Origin of the sequence: Bacillus sp. 5B6 (assembly GCF_000259405.1) — a bacterium.
Classification (GTDB): Bacteria; Bacillota; Bacilli; order Bacillales; family Bacillaceae; genus Bacillus; species Bacillus velezensis.
In genome coordinates, this window is sequence record NZ_AJST01000001.1 from 2032377 (window position 1) to 2050491 (window position 18115).

19 protein-coding genes and 1 riboswitch are annotated in these 18115 nt (G+C 45.3%); of the genes, 2 read left to right on the forward strand and 17 right to left on the reverse strand.

The annotated features are described in order from the left end of the window. Positions 1-3 precede the first annotated feature (3 nt). The 16 genes from rpsA to MY7_RS09545 all read right to left on the reverse strand — a co-directional run bounded on the left by rpsA (position 4) and on the right by MY7_RS09545 (position 14784). A complete protein-coding gene (rpsA, locus tag MY7_RS09475) occupies positions 4-1152 on the reverse strand; it encodes a 30S ribosomal protein S1 (protein ID WP_007612259.1) in 1149 nt (382 codons plus the stop codon). A 227-nt stretch (positions 1153-1379) separates the two neighbouring features. Next, positions 1380-2054 carry a (d)CMP kinase gene (gene cmk, locus MY7_RS09480; RefSeq protein WP_007612260.1) on the reverse strand — a complete coding sequence of 225 codons (675 nt, stop codon included), beginning with the start codon at positions 2052-2054 and terminating at the stop codon, positions 1380-1382. A 78-nt stretch (positions 2055-2132) separates the two neighbouring features. Then, positions 2133-2309, reverse strand: a complete 177-nt coding sequence (locus tag MY7_RS19675; protein WP_003153420.1) for a YpfB family protein — start codon at positions 2307-2309, stop codon at positions 2133-2135. Positions 2310-2355: 46 nt separating this feature from the next. Further along, entirely contained in the window at positions 2356-3012 is a 657-nt protein-coding gene (locus tag MY7_RS09485; RefSeq protein WP_007612262.1) for a flagellar brake protein, read from the reverse strand. 87 nt (positions 3013-3099) lie between these two features. Next, complete coding sequence (gene ypeB / locus MY7_RS09490) at positions 3100-4449, reverse strand: germination protein YpeB (protein WP_007612264.1); 1350 nt, start codon at positions 4447-4449, stop codon at positions 3100-3102. A gap of 24 nt (positions 4450-4473) precedes the next feature. Then, positions 4474-5346, reverse strand: a complete 873-nt coding sequence (gene sleB, locus MY7_RS09495) for a spore cortex-lytic enzyme (protein WP_007612266.1) — start codon at positions 5344-5346, stop codon at positions 4474-4476. A gap of 131 nt (positions 5347-5477) precedes the next feature. Further along, positions 5478-6134 carry a glutamic-type intramembrane protease PrsW gene (gene prsW, locus MY7_RS09500; protein ID WP_007612268.1) on the reverse strand — a complete coding sequence of 219 codons (657 nt, stop codon included), beginning with the start codon at positions 6132-6134 and terminating at the stop codon, positions 5478-5480. A gap of 96 nt (positions 6135-6230) precedes the next feature. Further along, a complete protein-coding gene (locus MY7_RS09505) occupies positions 6231-7214 on the reverse strand; it encodes a YpdA family putative bacillithiol disulfide reductase (protein WP_007612270.1) in 984 nt (327 codons plus the stop codon). A gap of 105 nt (positions 7215-7319) precedes the next feature. Further along, the gene (gene gudB, locus MY7_RS09510) at positions 7320-8594 is read right to left on the reverse strand and encodes an NAD-specific glutamate dehydrogenase (RefSeq protein ID WP_003153413.1); all 1275 of its coding nucleotides are present in this window, start codon (positions 8592-8594) and stop codon (positions 7320-7322) included. 160 nt (positions 8595-8754) lie between these two features. Continuing rightward, positions 8755-9339, reverse strand: a complete 585-nt coding sequence (locus tag MY7_RS09515) for a genetic competence negative regulator (RefSeq protein ID WP_007409445.1) — start codon at positions 9337-9339, stop codon at positions 8755-8757. A gap of 151 nt (positions 9340-9490) precedes the next feature. Further along, a complete protein-coding gene (locus tag MY7_RS09520; RefSeq protein WP_029326125.1) occupies positions 9491-10279 on the reverse strand; it encodes a metallophosphoesterase in 789 nt (262 codons plus the stop codon). An 86-nt stretch (positions 10280-10365) separates the two neighbouring features. Further along, complete coding sequence (locus MY7_RS09525; RefSeq protein ID WP_007409443.1) at positions 10366-10824, reverse strand: YpbF family protein; 459 nt, start codon at positions 10822-10824, stop codon at positions 10366-10368. Between the two features lie 68 nt (positions 10825-10892). Beyond that, positions 10893-11663 (reverse strand): LysM peptidoglycan-binding domain-containing protein, encoded by a 771-nt coding sequence (locus MY7_RS09530; RefSeq protein ID WP_007612276.1) that lies wholly within the window; start codon positions 11661-11663, stop codon positions 10893-10895. After that, the gene (locus MY7_RS09535; RefSeq protein WP_007409441.1) at positions 11641-12228 is read right to left on the reverse strand and encodes a CPBP family intramembrane glutamic endopeptidase; all 588 of its coding nucleotides are present in this window, start codon (positions 12226-12228) and stop codon (positions 11641-11643) included. The genes MY7_RS09530 and MY7_RS09535 overlap by 23 nt, the downstream gene beginning before the upstream one ends. Positions 12229-12242: 14 nt before the next feature. Further along, positions 12243-13733 carry a RecQ family ATP-dependent DNA helicase gene (locus tag MY7_RS09540; RefSeq protein WP_007612278.1) on the reverse strand — a complete coding sequence of 497 codons (1491 nt, stop codon included), beginning with the start codon at positions 13731-13733 and terminating at the stop codon, positions 12243-12245. Then, a complete protein-coding gene (locus tag MY7_RS09545) occupies positions 13726-14784 on the reverse strand; it encodes a helix-turn-helix domain-containing protein (protein ID WP_007612279.1) in 1059 nt (352 codons plus the stop codon). The genes MY7_RS09540 and MY7_RS09545 overlap by 8 nt, the downstream gene beginning before the upstream one ends. A 268-nt stretch (positions 14785-15052) precedes the next feature. On the opposite strand from MY7_RS09545, the gene MY7_RS09550 reads away from it, so the two are divergent. After that, positions 15053-15301 (forward strand): ferredoxin, encoded by a 249-nt coding sequence (locus tag MY7_RS09550; protein ID WP_003153403.1) that lies wholly within the window; start codon positions 15053-15055, stop codon positions 15299-15301. Positions 15302-15437: 136 nt separating this feature from the next. Here the strand turns inward: MY7_RS09550 and MY7_RS09555 are convergent, their stop codons facing one another. After that, the gene (locus MY7_RS09555) at positions 15438-16010 is read right to left on the reverse strand and encodes an ECF transporter S component (protein WP_003153402.1); all 573 of its coding nucleotides are present in this window, start codon (positions 16008-16010) and stop codon (positions 15438-15440) included. A gap of 147 nt (positions 16011-16157) precedes the next feature. Then, a riboswitch (FMN riboswitch) is annotated at positions 16158-16292 on the reverse strand. Positions 16293-16498: 206 nt separating this feature from the next. Here MY7_RS09555 and serA point away from each other — a divergent pair. Beyond that, entirely contained in the window at positions 16499-18076 is a 1578-nt protein-coding gene (gene serA / locus MY7_RS09560; RefSeq protein WP_007409437.1) for a phosphoglycerate dehydrogenase, read from the forward strand. Positions 18077-18115: the final 39 nt, after the last annotated feature.

The following is an 18115-nucleotide window of genomic DNA, read 5'->3' on the forward strand; positions in this document are numbered from 1 at the left end:
AATTTATTTTAATTTATTAAGCTTGTCTCCGATTAAATCGCCAAGCTGGAAGCCGGTGCTCGGCTCTTCTTTCGCCTGGTATTGGCGGAAGTCCTCCTGATCGGCTTTCGGCGCTTCTTCAAGCTCACGCATGCTTAAGGAAATGCGCTCTTCGCTTTCGTTCACGTCAAGCACTTTCACTTTAACAGTCTGTCCTTCTTCAAGCACTTCATGCGGCGTTCCGATATGTTTATTGGAAATTTGCGAAATGTGCACAAGTCCTTCCACGCCCGGAAGAATTTCAACGAAGGCGCCGAAGCTTACAAGGCGCTGCACTTTTCCTTCAAGCACATCTCCCTGTTTTACCTTTTCGCCGACCTGGCTCCAAGGTCCCGGCAGCGTTTCTTTAATAGATAAAGAAATACGCTCGTTATCGCGGTCTACGGACAGTACTTTCACTTTTACGTCCTGACCTTCTTCCACCACGTCAGACGGTTTTTCGACGTGTGAATGAGACAGCTGCGAAATATGAACAAGCCCGTCAATTCCGCCGATGTCGACAAATGCGCCGAAATCAGTCAGACGCTGCACTTTTCCTTCAAGCACGCTTCCAACCTCAAGCGTTTGGAGAAAATCATGCTTTTTGGCTGTCTGTTCTTTTTCCACTACAGCCCGGTGTGACAGAATCACCCGGTTTTTATCACGGTCGAGTTCAACGACGATAAGAGAGAGGGTTTTCCCTTTATAGTCAGTGAAATCCTCGACGAAATGAGCTTCGACAAGTGATGCGGGAATGAAGCCGCGAACACCGATATCAACGACGAGGCCGCCTTTCACCACATCTTTCACTTCAGCTTCAAACACTTCTTTTGTGTCGAATTTTTTTTCAAGGTCTTCCCAAGCGCGGTCAGCATCAACGGCACGTTTAGATAAAATCAAAGCATCGTCTTCCACTTTTGTTACTTTCAGGTCAAGCTCGTCGTCAACTTTTACGACATCCGATGCTTTCTCTACATGAAGACTTGATAATTCACTGATTGGAATGATTCCGGACTGTTTGACATTGACAATTTCGACATCTACATGCTTGTCCTCTACCTTTGTCACAATCCCTTTTACTACATCTCCAACCTCTGGCACTTGAACATCAATTTGATTCATTTCCTCTGTCATTTGAATAACCTCCTTGGTCCAAACCTACACAGCTTAATTAATACGGTTTGAAAGCTGAACATGTGAATGTCCGCTTTTCAGCCGAATATGTATTAAAGAATCATCCAAAAAAGATTTTGAATGATCAATAAAAAGTTTTATTAGTATTAACTTCTAATAAATGGACTGGTTTGTCAAGCAATAACATCTTGTCTTTCGAAAAAAATTATAAAGCGCTCCGCCCGAAGTTAACGTGATTTCTGTTCGACGATCTCCAGAATTTTTCCTGCGACTTCGGCAATGCTGAGTGACGTCGTATCGATTTCAATCGCGTCTTCCGCTTTGCGCAGCGGGGAAACTTCCCTCTCTGAATCGAGTTTGTCGCGTCTGGCAATTTCTTCAATGAGCGTCTCGTAATTCACGTCATAGCCTTTTTTCTTATTCTCTTCATATCGGCGCTTCGCTCTTTCCTCTACGGACGCGAGCAGAAAAATTTTCACTTCGGCGTCAGGCAGCACGTGAGTACCGATATCACGGCCGTCCATGACGACACCGCCTTTTTGTCCGAGCTGCTGCTGTCTTTTGACCATTTCTTCTCTGACGCCTTTATGCTTGGCGGCGATTGATACTTGGTTGCTGACTTCGTCTTTTCGGATTTCTTCTGTCACATCTTCTCCGTTTACTAGAACGATTTGTCCTTCCGGAGCGGATACAAGCTCAATTTCCGTACGCTTCAGCAGCTCTGTAAGCACGGCTTCATCAGTTAAATCGGCATTCTGCTTGAGCGCCGTATATGTAATGGCACGATACATCGCTCCTGTATCAATGTACACATATGATTTTCTCTCAGCCACTATTTTAGCAACGGTGCTTTTTCCGGCAGCGGCCGGCCCGTCGATCGCAATTGATAATTTCTTGTCCATAATCTCTCTCCTTGCTCTTTACTCCTCTATGGATTGTATCATGAACTGCCGGAAAAGGGGCGAAAAAATTGAGCTGATTTACCGCTTTACCGTTTCAATCCATTCTTTTTTCTCCATTTTATCAACTCCCTCATATTTCACAGCTTTCGAAATATAAGGTTCAATAGGCTGATAATGAAGCAAAAACTGCACCGCGCCCAAAATGATAAGCTGAATGCAGACCAATTTGACCAGCAGACGTTCAAACGTTTTCATACACGCGCACCTCCATTAGGATTAGTATGGAAAAGTGCGCTGCTGTTTATTCCGACAGACTGTTTCTTCTCTGCTGCAGCTGCGCGCGCATGCAATATTGGAGTAAAAGCTGCTGCGCTGCGGGGCCGATTTCTGTAAATTCAAGCGTCATTTTTTGTTTATCTGCCTTTTCATCATAAAAAATCCGCTGGGTAATAGCCTCAGCAGTAATATCCGCCGTATTTTCCTTGCCGGGAAGAGAAAATGAGACATACAGCTTTTCACCTGGTTCCGCGGAAATATGCTCAGGCATCACAACAGCGATTCCGCCGGCGCTGATATTAGAGGAAACCGTTTGGAAAGCGGTTTTTTTCGCTTCCATTTTGACGGATACATCCAATACTGCGTCTGCACGAACGTATCGGCGTCTTTGAATCCGCTTCATTTCCTCCTGAGGGGGGATGTCCAATCCGATCATCGGGATGGGGTCTTTTTTCTTTCCTTTGATTATGCTTTTAAATTGATACGGCACTTGGCCATTCCCCATAAATTCCGCTGTTATTTCCAATCCTTTATGCAAAAAGACCGTCCGTCCCGAATCCAGATCGACGGGATATGAGATGTGCAGTTCGCCGTTTTCAACGCTTACTGCTTTGCTCCTCGTTTTTTTGGGTTCATTGTTCTCTATGTATTCAATCCAAATATAATCTCCGACAGCTATCATGGGCCTTCACTCTTTCATTATTTATGCTTTTATTAAAGCATGTAACGAAAAAAAGGAAAAGACTTTTAGTCCTTTCCTCCTTTATTTTTATAGGTCTTTATATATAGGTTCTGCGCTTTTTAACTTTTCTATTTTTTCCTCTTTTCCGTCGTCCGCATTAATGAACATTTGATATGTGTCTTTCCCGATCGTCCCGAGCATTTCGTAGCAAAGCACTTCCTGACCGAGCTCATTCGTGATCAGCGCCTGCCGCGTCTCCCGCACTTCAACATTTTTATTCAGCTTCGCTTTCGCTTCATCAGCTGACAAAGCGGGAGCCGGAATCGTTCTCGTGCGGTGCGCCGCCAGGTAATCACGCGCGGAAAAACCGACGACTTCACCATCATCCAGCGCCACTTTCATTCGGATGGCTTCCGGATAAATGCGGACATTTTTCTCCACGGGGATAAAAGAAAAGACGCCGATGTTATTATATTGCGCGCTTTCATCAATTTCGAGGCCTTTTGTTTCATATCCATTTTTCTTTAAAAACGCGACGGCCCGGTTAGATGCTTCATTGAGGCTGATCTTTTGTTTCTTCACGGCCCGTTTTTGAATCAAATAGACCGGATGTCCGCCTTTTTGGGTGATATCCATATAGATAAAAGACTTGTTGTCGGCGTCTTTCATGCGGATGCTGTATACGTCCCGATTCGTCTTCCTGCCGCTTTTGACCACTTTAATTGAATAATTATGATCAGGCGCAAACCGTTGCGCGATTTTGACCGCTTCTTTTTCCGTAATTTGTTTTCCTTTCAGATGCGTAAAACCTTTTCGTTCTGTATTTGCGCTTGTAAACGTAGGGCTGATGCTGTCTTCAGAAAAAGCGCCTACATTTTTTTCGACTGTTTTAAAGCTGTCAACGATCGTATTATCGCTTTGTTTTTTGTCAGAGGCGAGCGCCATCTCAACATCCATCCATCGTAAATTTTTGCTCATGACGAGATGCTGAACGCTGCGGAGCTGGTTTTGAATGTTCTCCGCCTGTTTGTACAGGCTGTTCAGTGTTGTATATTCTTTCTTATCAAGCGGTTTTTGGTCCAAATCCCGGACGGATGTTTTATAGCTGAAATCTCCTATGTTGGATAAAAACTCCTCCGTCTTATTAAAAGGCATGAGAGTCAGGGGCAGCTGGCTCACATTGTTATGAGCTTCAGATGTTATTCTCCATACATCAATGAGCGCCGGAGACAGAGATTTTTTACTGTTCATCGCAAGCGTCGTCCCGATTTTGTCGTGAAGCTGATCTACATGGTACGTCAATTCATGAAAAGCCCTCTGATAATTATTTTCCGCGTGCAGAAGGACCGCATCTTTTTCCTGATGCTCTTTATATCCCCAATATCCGGTTGCGGCGATCGCGACACCGAGAACAGCGATAATGATTCCTCTAATCATGTTAACACCTCATTTTGCGTACTTTTACTCACAGAAAATGTGTTTTCCGATTCTTTTTATCTGCGGACGTCCCCAAATCCATTTGCTTGTCGCCGTATCAGGATTGAAATAATAAATCGCGTTTTCAGAAGGGTCCCAGCCGTTGATCGCATCAAGAACCGCTTCTTTTGCTCTTTCATTCGGCTGCATGTATATTTGGCCGTCGGCAACGGCGGTAAACGCGAGCGGTTCGAAAATGACGCCGGCCACCGTATTCGGAAATAACGGGCTTTTAATACGGTTTAAAATAACCGCGGCGATGGCAACCTGTCCTTCAAACGGCTCACCGCGTGCTTCCCCGTACACAGCCTGCGCCAAAAGATTGATGTCGTTGTTTGAGAAACCGCCAGGCATATTGGCCGCTGTCGTATTTTGCTTTTGATTTGACTGACCACCTGTATTGTTTTGCGGCTTTTGAGCAGGCTTATTCGTTCCCGCAGCCGGCTTCTGCGTTCCGGCTCTCGGTTTTGTTTGGTTTTCCAATGGGACGTTGCCATAATGAGTGAACGTATTCCCTTTTTGGATCTGCTCCATTACATATTCACGGTAATATTTTGATTTAGAGATCAGCACCTGTTTGGTTTTCGCGCCGACGAGGCCGTCAACCGGCTTCATGCCGAATTTCTCCTGAAAATTCCTCACGGCCCAGTATGTGGTCCAGCCGTAAACACCATCGATTTTCCCGTTATAAAATCCGTTATATTGAAGACGGGCCTGCAATTCTATAACATCATCACCCGTCGCGCCTCTTTGAATCACTTGATTTGAAAACGCATGAACCGTTTCATGATGATCGAAGAAAGCGGCGGCGAAAGAAAATAGAATGAGACATGCCATAAAGGCTCCTTTGCACTTCATCTCTTCAAGCCTCCTACTGCAAAATTTAAAGTGTACCCGTATTGTCTGTCACGAGGTTATTTTTATGCACGTTTCCTTCTTATCCCTCGTCAAGGCATAAAAAAAGAAACCGCACGCGACGCGCGGTTTCTTCACACTTGGATCATATTGACGGAGCGTGCTTTTTTTGCCTTTCGCAGCCCGAACCACCATAAAAACAGCATAAACGGCAGCATATAATATACCCAATGATTGAGGGCGGTAAGAATAAAATCGTAAGAACCGTGCAGACATGAAGGCACAGTCAGCGAAATCACAAGCCATTTGACACGGGCTTTTTTCTGCGAAAAGCGGGCTTTTCCGAGATAAAATCCCATAATCACTCCGATCAGCGCATGGCAGGAGACCGGCAGAAGCGCCCTTATGAAAGCATGCTCAACGCCGTGGCCGAACAAATACAGAATATTTTCAAGCGTGGCAAATCCTAAAGACACACTGGCCCCGTAAACGATTCCGTCATAATGCTCATCAAAATGAGCATGCGGATACACACTGATCATCAGAACGAACCATTTCACCGATTCTTCCAGAAATCCCGAAGACAAAAACGAAACGAAAAAGCTTCCTCCCCCCACATGCTCTTTTTCAAGAACATATTGGATAAACATGGTCGGAAACACAAGGACAACCCCGAGAAAAAAAGACCTCAGCACCATATGTACGGGTTCATTGTCATACTGATCTTTTAAATAAAAATAGCTTAACAGCGCAATGCCGGGAGCAATTCCTGCAGAGATGATTGCAAACATCAGGCAACCTCTTTCCTTTATATTCCTATATCTATCGTACCATGTTGTTCATTTTTTTACATCTTTCAATTTTTTTAAAAAAGAGCATATGAATGATCATATGCTCTCTCTACCCAGCCGTTTTGATATTTCATTTGCGATCAAGCCGCCGTGAAAACGGCCGTTCTCGATAAAAATTTCGTTGGCGTTATTTCCAGCCGCAATGACTCCGGCGATAAAAACACCGTCAACATTTGTTTCCATCGTTTCTTCCCGGAAAAACGGCCGGCCTGATTCCGCATCAATCCGCACACCGATTTTTTCGAGGAAACCGTGATCGGGATGGTATCCCGTCATGGCAAATACGAAATCGTTTTTCAGCCGGACCGTCTCATTTCGGCCGGAGCGGAAAATGATTTCATCTTCCGTCACTTCTTCAAGACAAGCGCCGAATTCCATCCGGATTGTGCCGTTTCTGACGAGGGCCTCAAACTCAGGCAGAATCCACGGCTTGATGCTCGGGGAGTACTCATGTCCTCTGTAGAGCACCGTGACGCGCGCACCGGACTTCACCAGTTCCAAAGCCGCGTCCACACTTGAGTTTTTCCCGCCGATCACAGCAACATCTTTATCAAAATAAGGATGGCCTTCTTTAAAGTAATGAAATACCTTAGGAAGCTCTTCACCCGGTATGTTCATATAATTCGGATGATCATAATATCCTGTCGCAATGATACAAAACGGAGTGAGGTAGCGGTCTTTTGATGTTTCTACAAGAAAACGGCCGTCTTCCTGTTTCGTTACGCGCTCCACCGTTTCAAAGGCGTTTACGCGCAGCTCTTTTCTTCTGACAACCTCTCTGTAGTAAGAGAGAGCCTGTATTCGGACCGGTTTTCTGTTTTCCGTAATAAAGGCGACATCGCCGATCTCCAATTTTTCACTTGAACTGAAAAAAGTTTGGTGGGTCGGATAGTTATAAATGCTGTTTACGACATTCCCTTTTTCGATCACAAGCGCGTTCACGCCAATTTGCTTCAGATGTATAGCCGCCGATAATCCGCAAGGACCTCCGCCTATTATAATTGCTTTTTCTTCTGTCATGTCCTTCAACTCCTGCGATTGGCATTTCCATCATAAGTTTCCACTCATATAAAAAATCTCCTATATTATCATAGGAGATTTTTTTTGTTTATGCAAACGATTGGTTTATATCCAGCCTCTGAAACGCGAAGCCTCAGCCATTTTCCGCACGCCGACCATGTAAGCCGCAAGCCTCATGTCAATCCGGCGGTTTTGGGACATTTCATAAATATTATTAAACGATTTTATCATCATATTTTCCAGTTTTTCCTCGACTTCTTCTTCACTCCAGTAGAAGCCCTGGTTATTTTGAACCCATTCGAAATAAGAAACCGTTACACCGCCGGCGCTCGCCAGAACATCGGGAACCAGCAGCGTTCCTTTGTCTGTCAGGATTTTCGTTCCTTCCAGTGTCGTCGGTCCGTTTGCCGCTTCTACAACGATTTTCGCTTTGATGCGGTCAGCGTTTTCTTCTGTAATTTGGTTTTCAATCGCCGCCGGGACAAGTATATCACAGTCCAGCTCAAGCAGCTCCTGATTCGTAATGGTGTCATTGAAAAGTTTCGTCACCGTTCCGAAGCTGTCTCTGCGGTCAAGCAGATAATCAATATCAAGACCGTCCGGATCGTAAAGACCTCCGTACGCGTCAGAAATTCCGACAACTTTCGCGCCGGCGTCATGCATAAACTTGGCCAGATAGCTGCCCGCGTTTCCGAATCCTTGTACGACGACGCGCGCGTTCTGAATATCGAGACCTTTTTTCTTGGCCGCTTCTTTTATGCAGATGGTGACGCCTTTTGCCGTCGCTGATTCCCTGCCGTGGGATCCGCCGAGTACAAGCGGTTTTCCCGTAATAAAGCCGGGTGAGTTAAATTCATCAATTCTTGAATATTCATCCATCATCCAAGCCATAATCTGTGAGTTTGTAAATACGTCAGGTGCCGGGACGTCTTTAGTCGGTCCGACAATCTGACTGATTGCTCTGACATATCCCCTGCTTAGTCTTTCAAGCTCTCTGAATGACATATTTCTCGGATCACAAACAATTCCGCCTTTACCACCGCCATAAGGAAGATCAATAATTCCGCATTTTAAACTCATCCAGATGGAAAGTGCTTTCACCTCTTTTTCAGTTACATTCGGGTGAAAACGAATGCCGCCTTTTGTCGGACCTACGGAATCATTGTGCTGCGCACGATAGCCTGTGAATATTTTCACAGACCCGTCATCCATCCGAACAGGAATTTTAACCGTTAATAATCTGAGCGGCTCTTTCAGCAGTTCATACACTTCTTCTGGATACCCCAATTTTTCCAGAGCTTTATGTATTACGGTTTGGGTTGATTTTAATACATCATGTTTGTCTTCTTCATTATGACCGGTGAATCGATCGGCTGCCATTTGAGTTAACCTCCTAAAATCTTCTGTTTCTCTCATGCTCCCTTTCAGTGACTAGTATACACCTTCAATATCTCCGTGCATAGAAGAAAGACAATGATTTTTCCATTATTTCGCTTAAAAAAAGACGGCCGCTGAAAACAGCTGCCGTTTCAAATCTTTTTTATGAAAAATGTTTCTGGATGGTCTCCACAGCATTGCCGTCCATGATGAGTTTTCCGTACTCATGGAGCCTGTAAATCGTAATCGTCGCCGGGTGTCCGTATTCAGCCAGCACCGCGATGACGCCTTCGGCGGAACGGGAGCCGAGGTCTTCAAGGCTTACATAGTATTGGTTCTCATAGTGGTAGACGGTGCCGCCGGTAATCCCGATTCGGTGAAGGCTTCCGGCAAGCTGAATGATATCTTCAAACGAATGGAACTGATAAATAATATCCGGGCTTTCGTCAAGTTTGACCTGCATCTCGATATAATCATCGTCATATTCGTCATCTTCTGCGTCCGTGTCATGATTTTTCGTTACAATCACAACCATGCCTTGTGCCTGAAGAGAATATACTTCCACCGCGATCGGACCATTCGCTTCAAAGCCGAGCTCTGTATTTGCTTCATTCATCATATCTTTAAATAACTGGTGGACTTTAAACGAGTCCTTCCAGAGGTCTTCTTTTGTCAGTCCCCGATCAGTCAGATCGTCGAGGGTTAAAAAGATTTTAATCTTATTATAGTTCAGACGCTCAAGCCGCATAATGTTCCCTCCTGCCTCTTCTTGCACACAAATCATATAACACAGTATATGAATAAATGAGTCATAGGTTCTTAATTTGTTATCAGTTTACACCGTGTACAGCGGGAAGACAAGCAGAATGCCGTTTTTTATCACAGCGGCCGGGTTTGTTTCAGGAAGACGGCTCATCCGGTCCGCACAGCGTAATCATATGCGTCTCCGGTTTCGCCCCGAGCCTCAGCGGAACTTTTGTCGTCCCGTAGCCGTTGCTGATCAGGTAATGCGCTTTTTTTACCGTTCCCGTCCCGCCCAATTCGTACGGCCCGAACCGGCCGAAACGGATTTGGCCGCCATGCGTATGGCCGCTGAACACAGCGTCAATCCCGTCTGACTCCCTCATCTGCTCATGGATGTCGGGGTTATGGCAAAGCAGGAGGTTTACTTTGTCAGCATCCGTATATCTGATTGCAGAATCGTAATCATCCATCATCATCCTGATATCATCCACGCCGCAGATCGTAACGGTTTCCCCTTTATAAGCAAACTGAACCGATTCATTTCTCAGTGGGATCACTTTATATGCCTGTAATAGAGAGAGCAGTTTTTGCTGGCTGACCTCGTAATCGTTATTCCCCCACACATACATGACAGGCGCTAGAGCCGTCAGACGTTTGATGTTTTCTTCAATTCTGGCGTAAGGAACTCCGCCCTCCGCCAAATCACCGCCGAGCAAAACGGCATCCGGCTTATAACCTGCCGCTTCGCGGAGAAGCTTTTCATCAATTAAACGGCGGTGCACGTCAGATATAAAAAAGATGGTGAGCGGCTTCATCCCCTTCATTTTATCAAGCGTAAATGTATGTGTTTTCAGATGGCTGCCGTTTGCCGTTTTGTACATAACGGCCGCCATAACCGCAGCCGCTCCCGCCAATGAGCCGAGAATTCCCGCTGTAAGCTTCATAAACGCACTCTCCATTCTGTCATTGTCTTATATTAGACGGACAAACAAAAAAAGACGTTTCTATCCTTTCCGGAAAACGCCTCATTTTATTTGCTTTCAAAATAAAGATTGATATCATACCGATGTTTCATCAAGTGAAAAACAGATTCTCTCGCCCTCCATTTTTCAGGCTGGGGCCATAAATCCGTGCTTTTTTGGATAATTTCACATCTCAATTTATGAAATTCACCCTCAGCTTTTTCTTCCTTTTTTTTAAAATAATAAGAAGTGCAATACGCAAAAGCGGAAGCCATAATCCAGCACAAGTAAACCGTATGGCCTAATATTTCCTGCAGAATCAGCTGCGGAGAGGCTTGGGGGGCATTAAAGCTTTTAAACATCAGCAGTATGCACATCAGGGAAAAACAAACGAGGGACGCCCACTGCCATCTTCGGCATTGCGCGGCATAATTTTCGTATTTTAATTTCCGTTTCACCAGCGCCTGAAGCATTTGTTTCGTCGGTCCGTCAGCAAATCGGTCTAATTGCTTCCATAAAGAATCCATGCGCTTCACACCTTGTCCGTTTTCATTGGTACACTATATGAAAAACGCGGTGAAAACATGCATTTATTTTAATCAGACAGCGGAATGTTCAGAACCTGGCCGGTGTACACGTCGTTTCCGTTTAATCCGTTGTAGCTGCGGATTTTTTCTTCGCCCGCCCGGCTTTTATAATATTTCATTGAAATGCGGTAAAGCGTTTCTTTCGGCTGTACAGTATGCTGTACGGTCCGCACATTTTTCGGGACAGTCCCGGCTTGATCACTCGCGGCAGTCGGAGCCGCTTTTTCACGGACAGCCGGCGGAGACTGCTGTTTTGTCTCCGCGTATTCGGTGTCTGTCGGCTTTACTTGTTTTTCTGAGGGCGTTTCCGTTTTTTCAGGTGTTTTTTCACTTGGTTTTTCTTTCGTTTTTTCAGATGCAGCCGCTTCTTTCTTATCTTTGTCGTCAGACTTTTTTTTCGGTTGTTCTAAAAGAGCGGTTTCTGACGTTTCTTTCTGAGCGCCTTTCGGAATAACGGCAGGAGCACTTTCACTGTGGTCTATGAAGACATCTTCATAGTCCTTCGGGTCAAATCTGCTGCTGTTCGTCATATAAAGAAGACCGAAAAAGACACCGATTGTTACGATAATAAACAGGACGGTCAGAAAAGTGAACAGCGGCGTTTTTGTTTTGGTTTTTTCCTTCACCTGCTCTTCCTTTTTTTTACGCTCCTCTTTTACAGATTGTCTTGTCGGGAGGCTGTCTTCAAGATATTCAATTTGTTCATCCGCGGCCGCGGCAATCTGCTGCTCGGCACGCAGCTGAGCTTTTCTTCTTTCAACTCTTGACATTTCCGTCATGCAAACCCCTCCTAACATATTGAAAACGGATCTGACAGGCAAATACCGCATCAATAATAAAATGCGCTGTAACCGGAACGAATAAATTGCCGGTCCATTCATAGATAAGCCCCAGCAAAAGACTGATGCCCGCAACCATCATAAACAGAAGCCACTTCGCCAAGTATCTGAAATGAAGCACCGTAAAAATGAAGCTGGCGGCCCATAAGCCGATATGTGTCTGCAGAACGCCTCTGAACAAAATCTCTTCGCTGAACGAAATGAGAAGCGTCAAAAACAAAATGTGCAAAACCGGCCTGTTCTTAAAAAGCAATACATTAATGCCGCCGTCATCATATAAATGCGAAGGACACCATTTCATCACCGCAAGATCGGCAAAAATGACAAGGACAGCAAGAGTTACACCGTACCATATGATATTATCGTCACGTATATGCCACAGCTTTAAAAAATCGTGAATGTCGGTAAAAAAGAAAAAGCCGATAACAGCTGAAACCGCCAATATGAGCAATTGGGTGGCATACAGCTGCATCACAATCTCCCGGTCTGAGAGCTGCCGGATCAATTCGCTTTGCCGTCTCAGCTGAACTCACCCGCAGACTCTGAACCGAAAATCCGGCCTAATTCCAGCTTCCAATCTTCAAACCGTTCCATATTTTTACGTTCTCCTTTTTGCTCGTACGGAGCCAGATCAAGTCCGCAGCTGCTGCAGCATTGTCCGGTTTGACCTTCAGGCTCATACGATTCATCAAAATAAGACAGCAGCGCTTCTCTTATACATTCTTTCCGCTCTAATAACGCCGAAAAACGATTCATTTTACGCAGCTTCTTTTCCACGCGGTATGTCAGTTCTTCCTGCAGCTGCTCTTTTGTGGTTTTTCCTTGCAGATACAGATGGACAGCCGTTCTCGCCTGTGTTTCCTGGACGCCCTTATTGATCAGAACGTCCCGAAGCTTTCGTTCATCACCCGTACCGGCATCCCGTATGACGGCCAGAATGCCTTCCAGATCATAATCAGACAGGCTTTCTGTCTGAATAATCTGCTGCTGAAGCTCGGTATCGCCGGGCGCCCTCAGCAAAATACTGACACTCGGGCTGCCGTCGCGTCCCGCTCTGCCGATTTCCTGCATAAAGGCCTCAGCCGTTTGGGGAGGATAAAAGTGAATGACAAAGCGGATATCTGACTTATCCACACCCATGCCGAACGCATTGGTACAGCAGATGCAATCAAGCTGGTTATGGATAAATTGCTGCTGGATTAAGATTCTGTCCCCTGTATCCATTCCGCCGTGATAATAATCCGTCCGCTTTCCCGTTTTTTCATTCAGCTCAGCCGCAAGCTCTTCCGCCCATTTTCTGGTCGGACAATATATGATACCCGGGCCTTCAAGCTTTTCGGCAAGCTCCGTGAGCCTGCTTATTTTCTCGGCATTATCCGCCAAATGTTCTGCCGCCAGGAGAATATTCGGCCGGTTGACTGAATAAAGATGACGCACCGCATGCTCAAGTCCGAGCACATCCGTCACGTCTCTGAGCGTTTCTTTTGTCGCTGTTGCGGTCAGCGCCAATACAGGCGGCTTTCCGAGTGCCTGCCTGAAAGGCCCGAGCTTCGAGTAATCAGGCCTGAAATCATGTCCCCATTCTGATATGCAATGAGCCTCATCAATAACAAATAAACTGACCAGAACGTTTTTCAAACGGTTCAGTACATAAGGTGAAGAAAGGGCTTCGGGGGACATATAGAGAAATTTATACCTGCTGATGTTGCTGAGAATAAAATGCCGCTCTGCGGAATTCAGCATGCTGTTTAATGCAGCAACCCGCTTTTCTCCTTTCGCTTTCAGCTGCTGCACCTGATCTTCCATTAGAGAAAGGAGCGGCGAAATAATCAGCACCAGCCCGTCCATCATGTAACCCGGGAGCTGATAGCATAATGATTTTCCCCCGCCGGTCGGAAGCATGGCGATCGTATCCTTTTTTTGGAGCACGCTAGTCATAATCTCTTCCTGCCCTTTTTTAAAGGAATGCAAACCAAAATACTTGGATAAAGCTTTATGCAGCTCAGTCATGCTGATTCACCGTCTTTGCCAGCGCCAGCCTGATCTGGAAATAGCTGAAGCGCATCTGCATTCCTTCGCGAATCCGTTTAATTTTATTCGTTTGATGCTGTTTTGCAAATGCCGTTATCATACGCTGTTCCTCTTCAGAAAGATACTGTTCTATAAAAAATGCAGGCTGATGCAATGATATTTCTACGATATGATCTTCGATTGTGGCGGTTTTTAAATTTCTGACCGCGGCGATCCGTTCAATCGGAAACCCTTTTTCCAACAGCTCAAAGGTTTTTCTGGCAGACTGTGTCAGCGCACTTTCCGCCTGCAGATCGGACAACAGCTCGCGCAGAGCGGGATATGCACATTGCGGAAGCGATTGAATAACATAATGTACCGCTCCCCAAAACTGGACGGACACATACCATTCATCTTCGTTCAGCTGGAGAGCAAGCTGCTTATTCGTTTTGCCGATTCTGTTGAATGAAGTTAAAGAATAGACAAAAATAAGCGCCTGCCGTTCACTTACGCCTTGCAGAAGCTGAAACAGCGCGTCATGCATTTGGACGGAAAGCTCTTTAGCATCTCTGTTTTTCCGCATGAATCGTTTGACCCATCTCAGCGTCTGCACATCGTTGGTAACCGGGATATATTGACTGCATTGATGCTCTTTGTTTGACAGGACTTGAATGAGCAGGGAAAGCCGCCTCCACAGGGTGACAGCAGGCGTTTGATAATTCGCGCCGTGGCAGTGCTTCGGCCAAGGCCGCTCGGCAAACGCCCGTTCAAGCCTTTGAACGCCGCGCGCAGTCACTTTCCACGTTCCCTCTTCTTTTCCGGCTGTGATGTATGAGCTCTCGGTGAGTTTATGCAAAGAAGCCGCAATATCGCCGCGTTCACACTGTGAAGCCATGCCGAAATATTTAGCGATCTGAAATAAGCCGGCATCCTGAATGGTTTGAGACGACTTTTTTCCTTTTAATAAATGAAACACAGCACTCGGAGTCCGTTCGCCGTCTATTTTGTCCAGACAGTCGAGAACCACGGTATCAAAGTAGTTTATCGCCAATCTAAACACACCTACATTTCTTCTGTGACAAGTTTCGTTTTTTGGTTCTTTTTATTTTAACAGATTTTCATATAAATTTGACGTTTAAAGTCATCTTTTAGGGGGAAGTGCTAAAGAGAATCCCTTATGTGATAAGCATTCTCAATCATTTTTCTGTTGAAATTTGACACTAACATCATTACAATAAGTAAGAGGAATAGGTGTTATATTTAAAAATATATAAGGTAAACCATTTGTTCCAACACGAACAATCTGGGAGGTTTTATTCATGGCAAAGTACACAATTGTAGATAAAGATACGTGTATTGCATGCGGCGCCTGCGGAGCTGCGGCACCAGACATTTATGATTATGATGATGAAGGCATTGCGTTCGTTACGCTTGACGAAAATAAAGGCGTCGTCGAAGTTCCGGAAGTTCTGGAAGAAGATATGATTGACGCATTTGAAGGATGCCCTACTGATTCAATCAAAGTTGCGGATGAACCGTTCGAAGGCGACCCGCTGAAATACGAATAAAAAAGCCCTCCCCGTGAGAGGAGCTTTTTCGTCCTGAATAAGACTCCGGCTGTTATCGGCCGGAGTCTTATTTTTTGCCGATCAGCACAAACAAAAAAGCGTCCGGCTGTTTTCACAGAGCGGACGCTTTCAATCCTTATTGTGTTTGGATGCTGCGTTTTTGTTCAATCCAAGGTTTCAGCTTCGTAAAGATGAACGTAAAGACGATGGTGATGATAATGCCTTTTACAATGTTAAACGGCAGAATTCCTGCGACAACCGCCGTTTTTAACTGGCTGTTTGACAGTGCCGGTGAATGTAAAAACCAAGTATACGCGGGCAGGATAAGAATATAGTTCAAAATACTCATCAGCACGGTCATCGCCGCGGTTCCGGCCAGCAGGCTCACCGCAAGACCTTTTGCAGAATTAAGCTTTTTAAACATAAACGCCGTCGGCAGAATAAACAGCGTTCCCGCGATAAAATTGGCTGCCTGCCCGACAGGCACGCCGGCCATGCTTCCTTGAATGATATACTGCAGAATATTTTTAATCGCTTCAACCGCAATCCCCGCCGCAGGCCCGTAAACCAAAATGGCGATAATTGCAGGAACGTCACTGAAATCAATTTTCAAATAATCCGGCAGACCCGGAAACGGGAAATTTAACAGCATAAGCACAAAAGCAATACTGCTAAGCATACTGATGACAACTAATTTTTTTACTTTCACAATGCTCTCTCCTTTTCGATCAAATCTCTCGAAAAGAGGAAAGGTTCTTTTGCGCCCCAATAAAAAAACCGCTTTTGTTAAAAAGCGGGAGCTTACTAAGGCTTGGCAAAGAAACGTTTGATATAAGCATCAAAACGTCTGCTGAACCTCCATCTTCTCCCATCCAGACTGTACTGTCGGCTCCGGAATCTCACCGGATCCTGCCGCCGAAGCAGCTCGCGGGCTTAGAGCATGATGCTCATCACCGCCGGTAGGGAATTTCACCCTGCCCCGAAGATTGATCTTATGAATTTATTCACATTATATATGATCAAATTGCAATTGTATAGAGAACTGCTCAAATTTAAATAAAATATTGGGGAAGCCCAATTTAAGCTGATTCAGCGGTTTCCTTTTCTCCTTTACTGCGTCAATACACATTGACACTCTATTGAGAATATGATAAATTATCAGATATTTAGTCAGCTAAACTAGGAGGAAATCTAACAATGTTTCGAGTTTTGGTCTCAGATAAGATGAGCAATGACGGCTTAAAGCCGCTGATGGAATCAGACTTTATAGAAATTGTTCAAAAAAACGTCGCGGATGCAGAAGATGAATTACATACCTTTGATGCCCTATTAGTCCGCAGTGCCACGAAAGTAACCGAAGAATTGTTTAAAAAAATGACCTCTTTAAAAATCGTCGGCAGAGCCGGTGTCGGCGTAGACAACATCGACATCGATGAGGCCACAAAACATGGGGTTATCGTGATAAACGCGCCGAATGGAAACACCATTTCAACGGCAGAGCATACATTCGCGATGATTTCTTCATTAATGAGACACATTCCGCAAGCCAATATCTCAGTAAAATCTAGAGAATGGAACCGGACGGCTTTTGTCGGGGCGGAGCTCTACGGAAAGACTTTAGGCATTGTCGGTCTGGGCCGGATCGGAAGCGAGATTGCCCAGCGCGCCAGAGCGTTCGGTATGACGGTTCATGTATTCGATCCTTTCTTAACCGAAGAGAGAGCCGGCAAAATCGGCGTAAACAGCCGGACATTCGAAGAAGTGCTTGAAAGCGCGGATATCATTACCGTCCACACGCCTTTAACAAAGGAAACAAAAGGACTGCTTAACAGAGAAACCATTGCAAAAACGAAAAAAGGCGTCCGTCTTATCAACTGCGCAAGAGGCGGCATTATTGATGAAGCGGCGCTTTTGGAAGCGCTGGAAAGCGGCCATGTCGCAGGCGCTGCCCTTGACGTGTTTGAAGTGGAACCGCCAGTTGAATCAAAGCTTCCCGACCATCCGCTGGTGATCGCCACACCTCACTTAGGCGCTTCAACGAAAGAAGCACAGCTGAATGTCGCGGCACAGGTTTCTGAAGAAGTGCTGCAGTTTGCAAAAGGTCTGCCTGTCATGTCAGCGATCAATCTGCCTGCGATGACAAAAGATGAATTCAAAAAAATCCAGCCTTATCACCAAATTGCTGATAAAATCGGAAGTCTCGTATCACAATGTATGAAGGAACCCGTCAAAGATGTTGCGATTCAATATGAAGGCACCATCGCCAAACTTGAAACATCATTTATTACAAAAAGCCTGCTGTCCGGTTTCTTAAAACCGCGTGTAGACTCAACGGTCAATGAAGTGAACGCCGGCGGTGTAGCAAAAGAACGCGGAATCAGCTTCAGCGAGAAGATTTCCTCCAATGAATCAGGATATGATAACTGCATCAGCGTAAAAGTAACCGGAGACCGGAGTACATTTACGTTAACGGCTACGTATATCCCTCACTTCGGTGAACGAATCGTTGAACTGAACGGCTTTAATATTGACTTAAATCCTGCCGGCCACCTCGTTTATATTCAGCACCAGGATACGACTGGTGTAATCGGACGCGTCGGACGCATCCTCGGCGATAACGATATCAATATCGCTACCATGCAGGTAGGCCGTAAAGAAAAAGGCGGAGAAGCCATTATGATGCTTTCTTTTGATAAACATTTAGATGATAAAGTCGTCAATGAGCTGACTTCAATTCAGGATATTGTTTCCGTTAAACTGATTGACCTTCCGTAACCAACAAAAAACCCAAAACATTCATATGTTTTGGGTTTT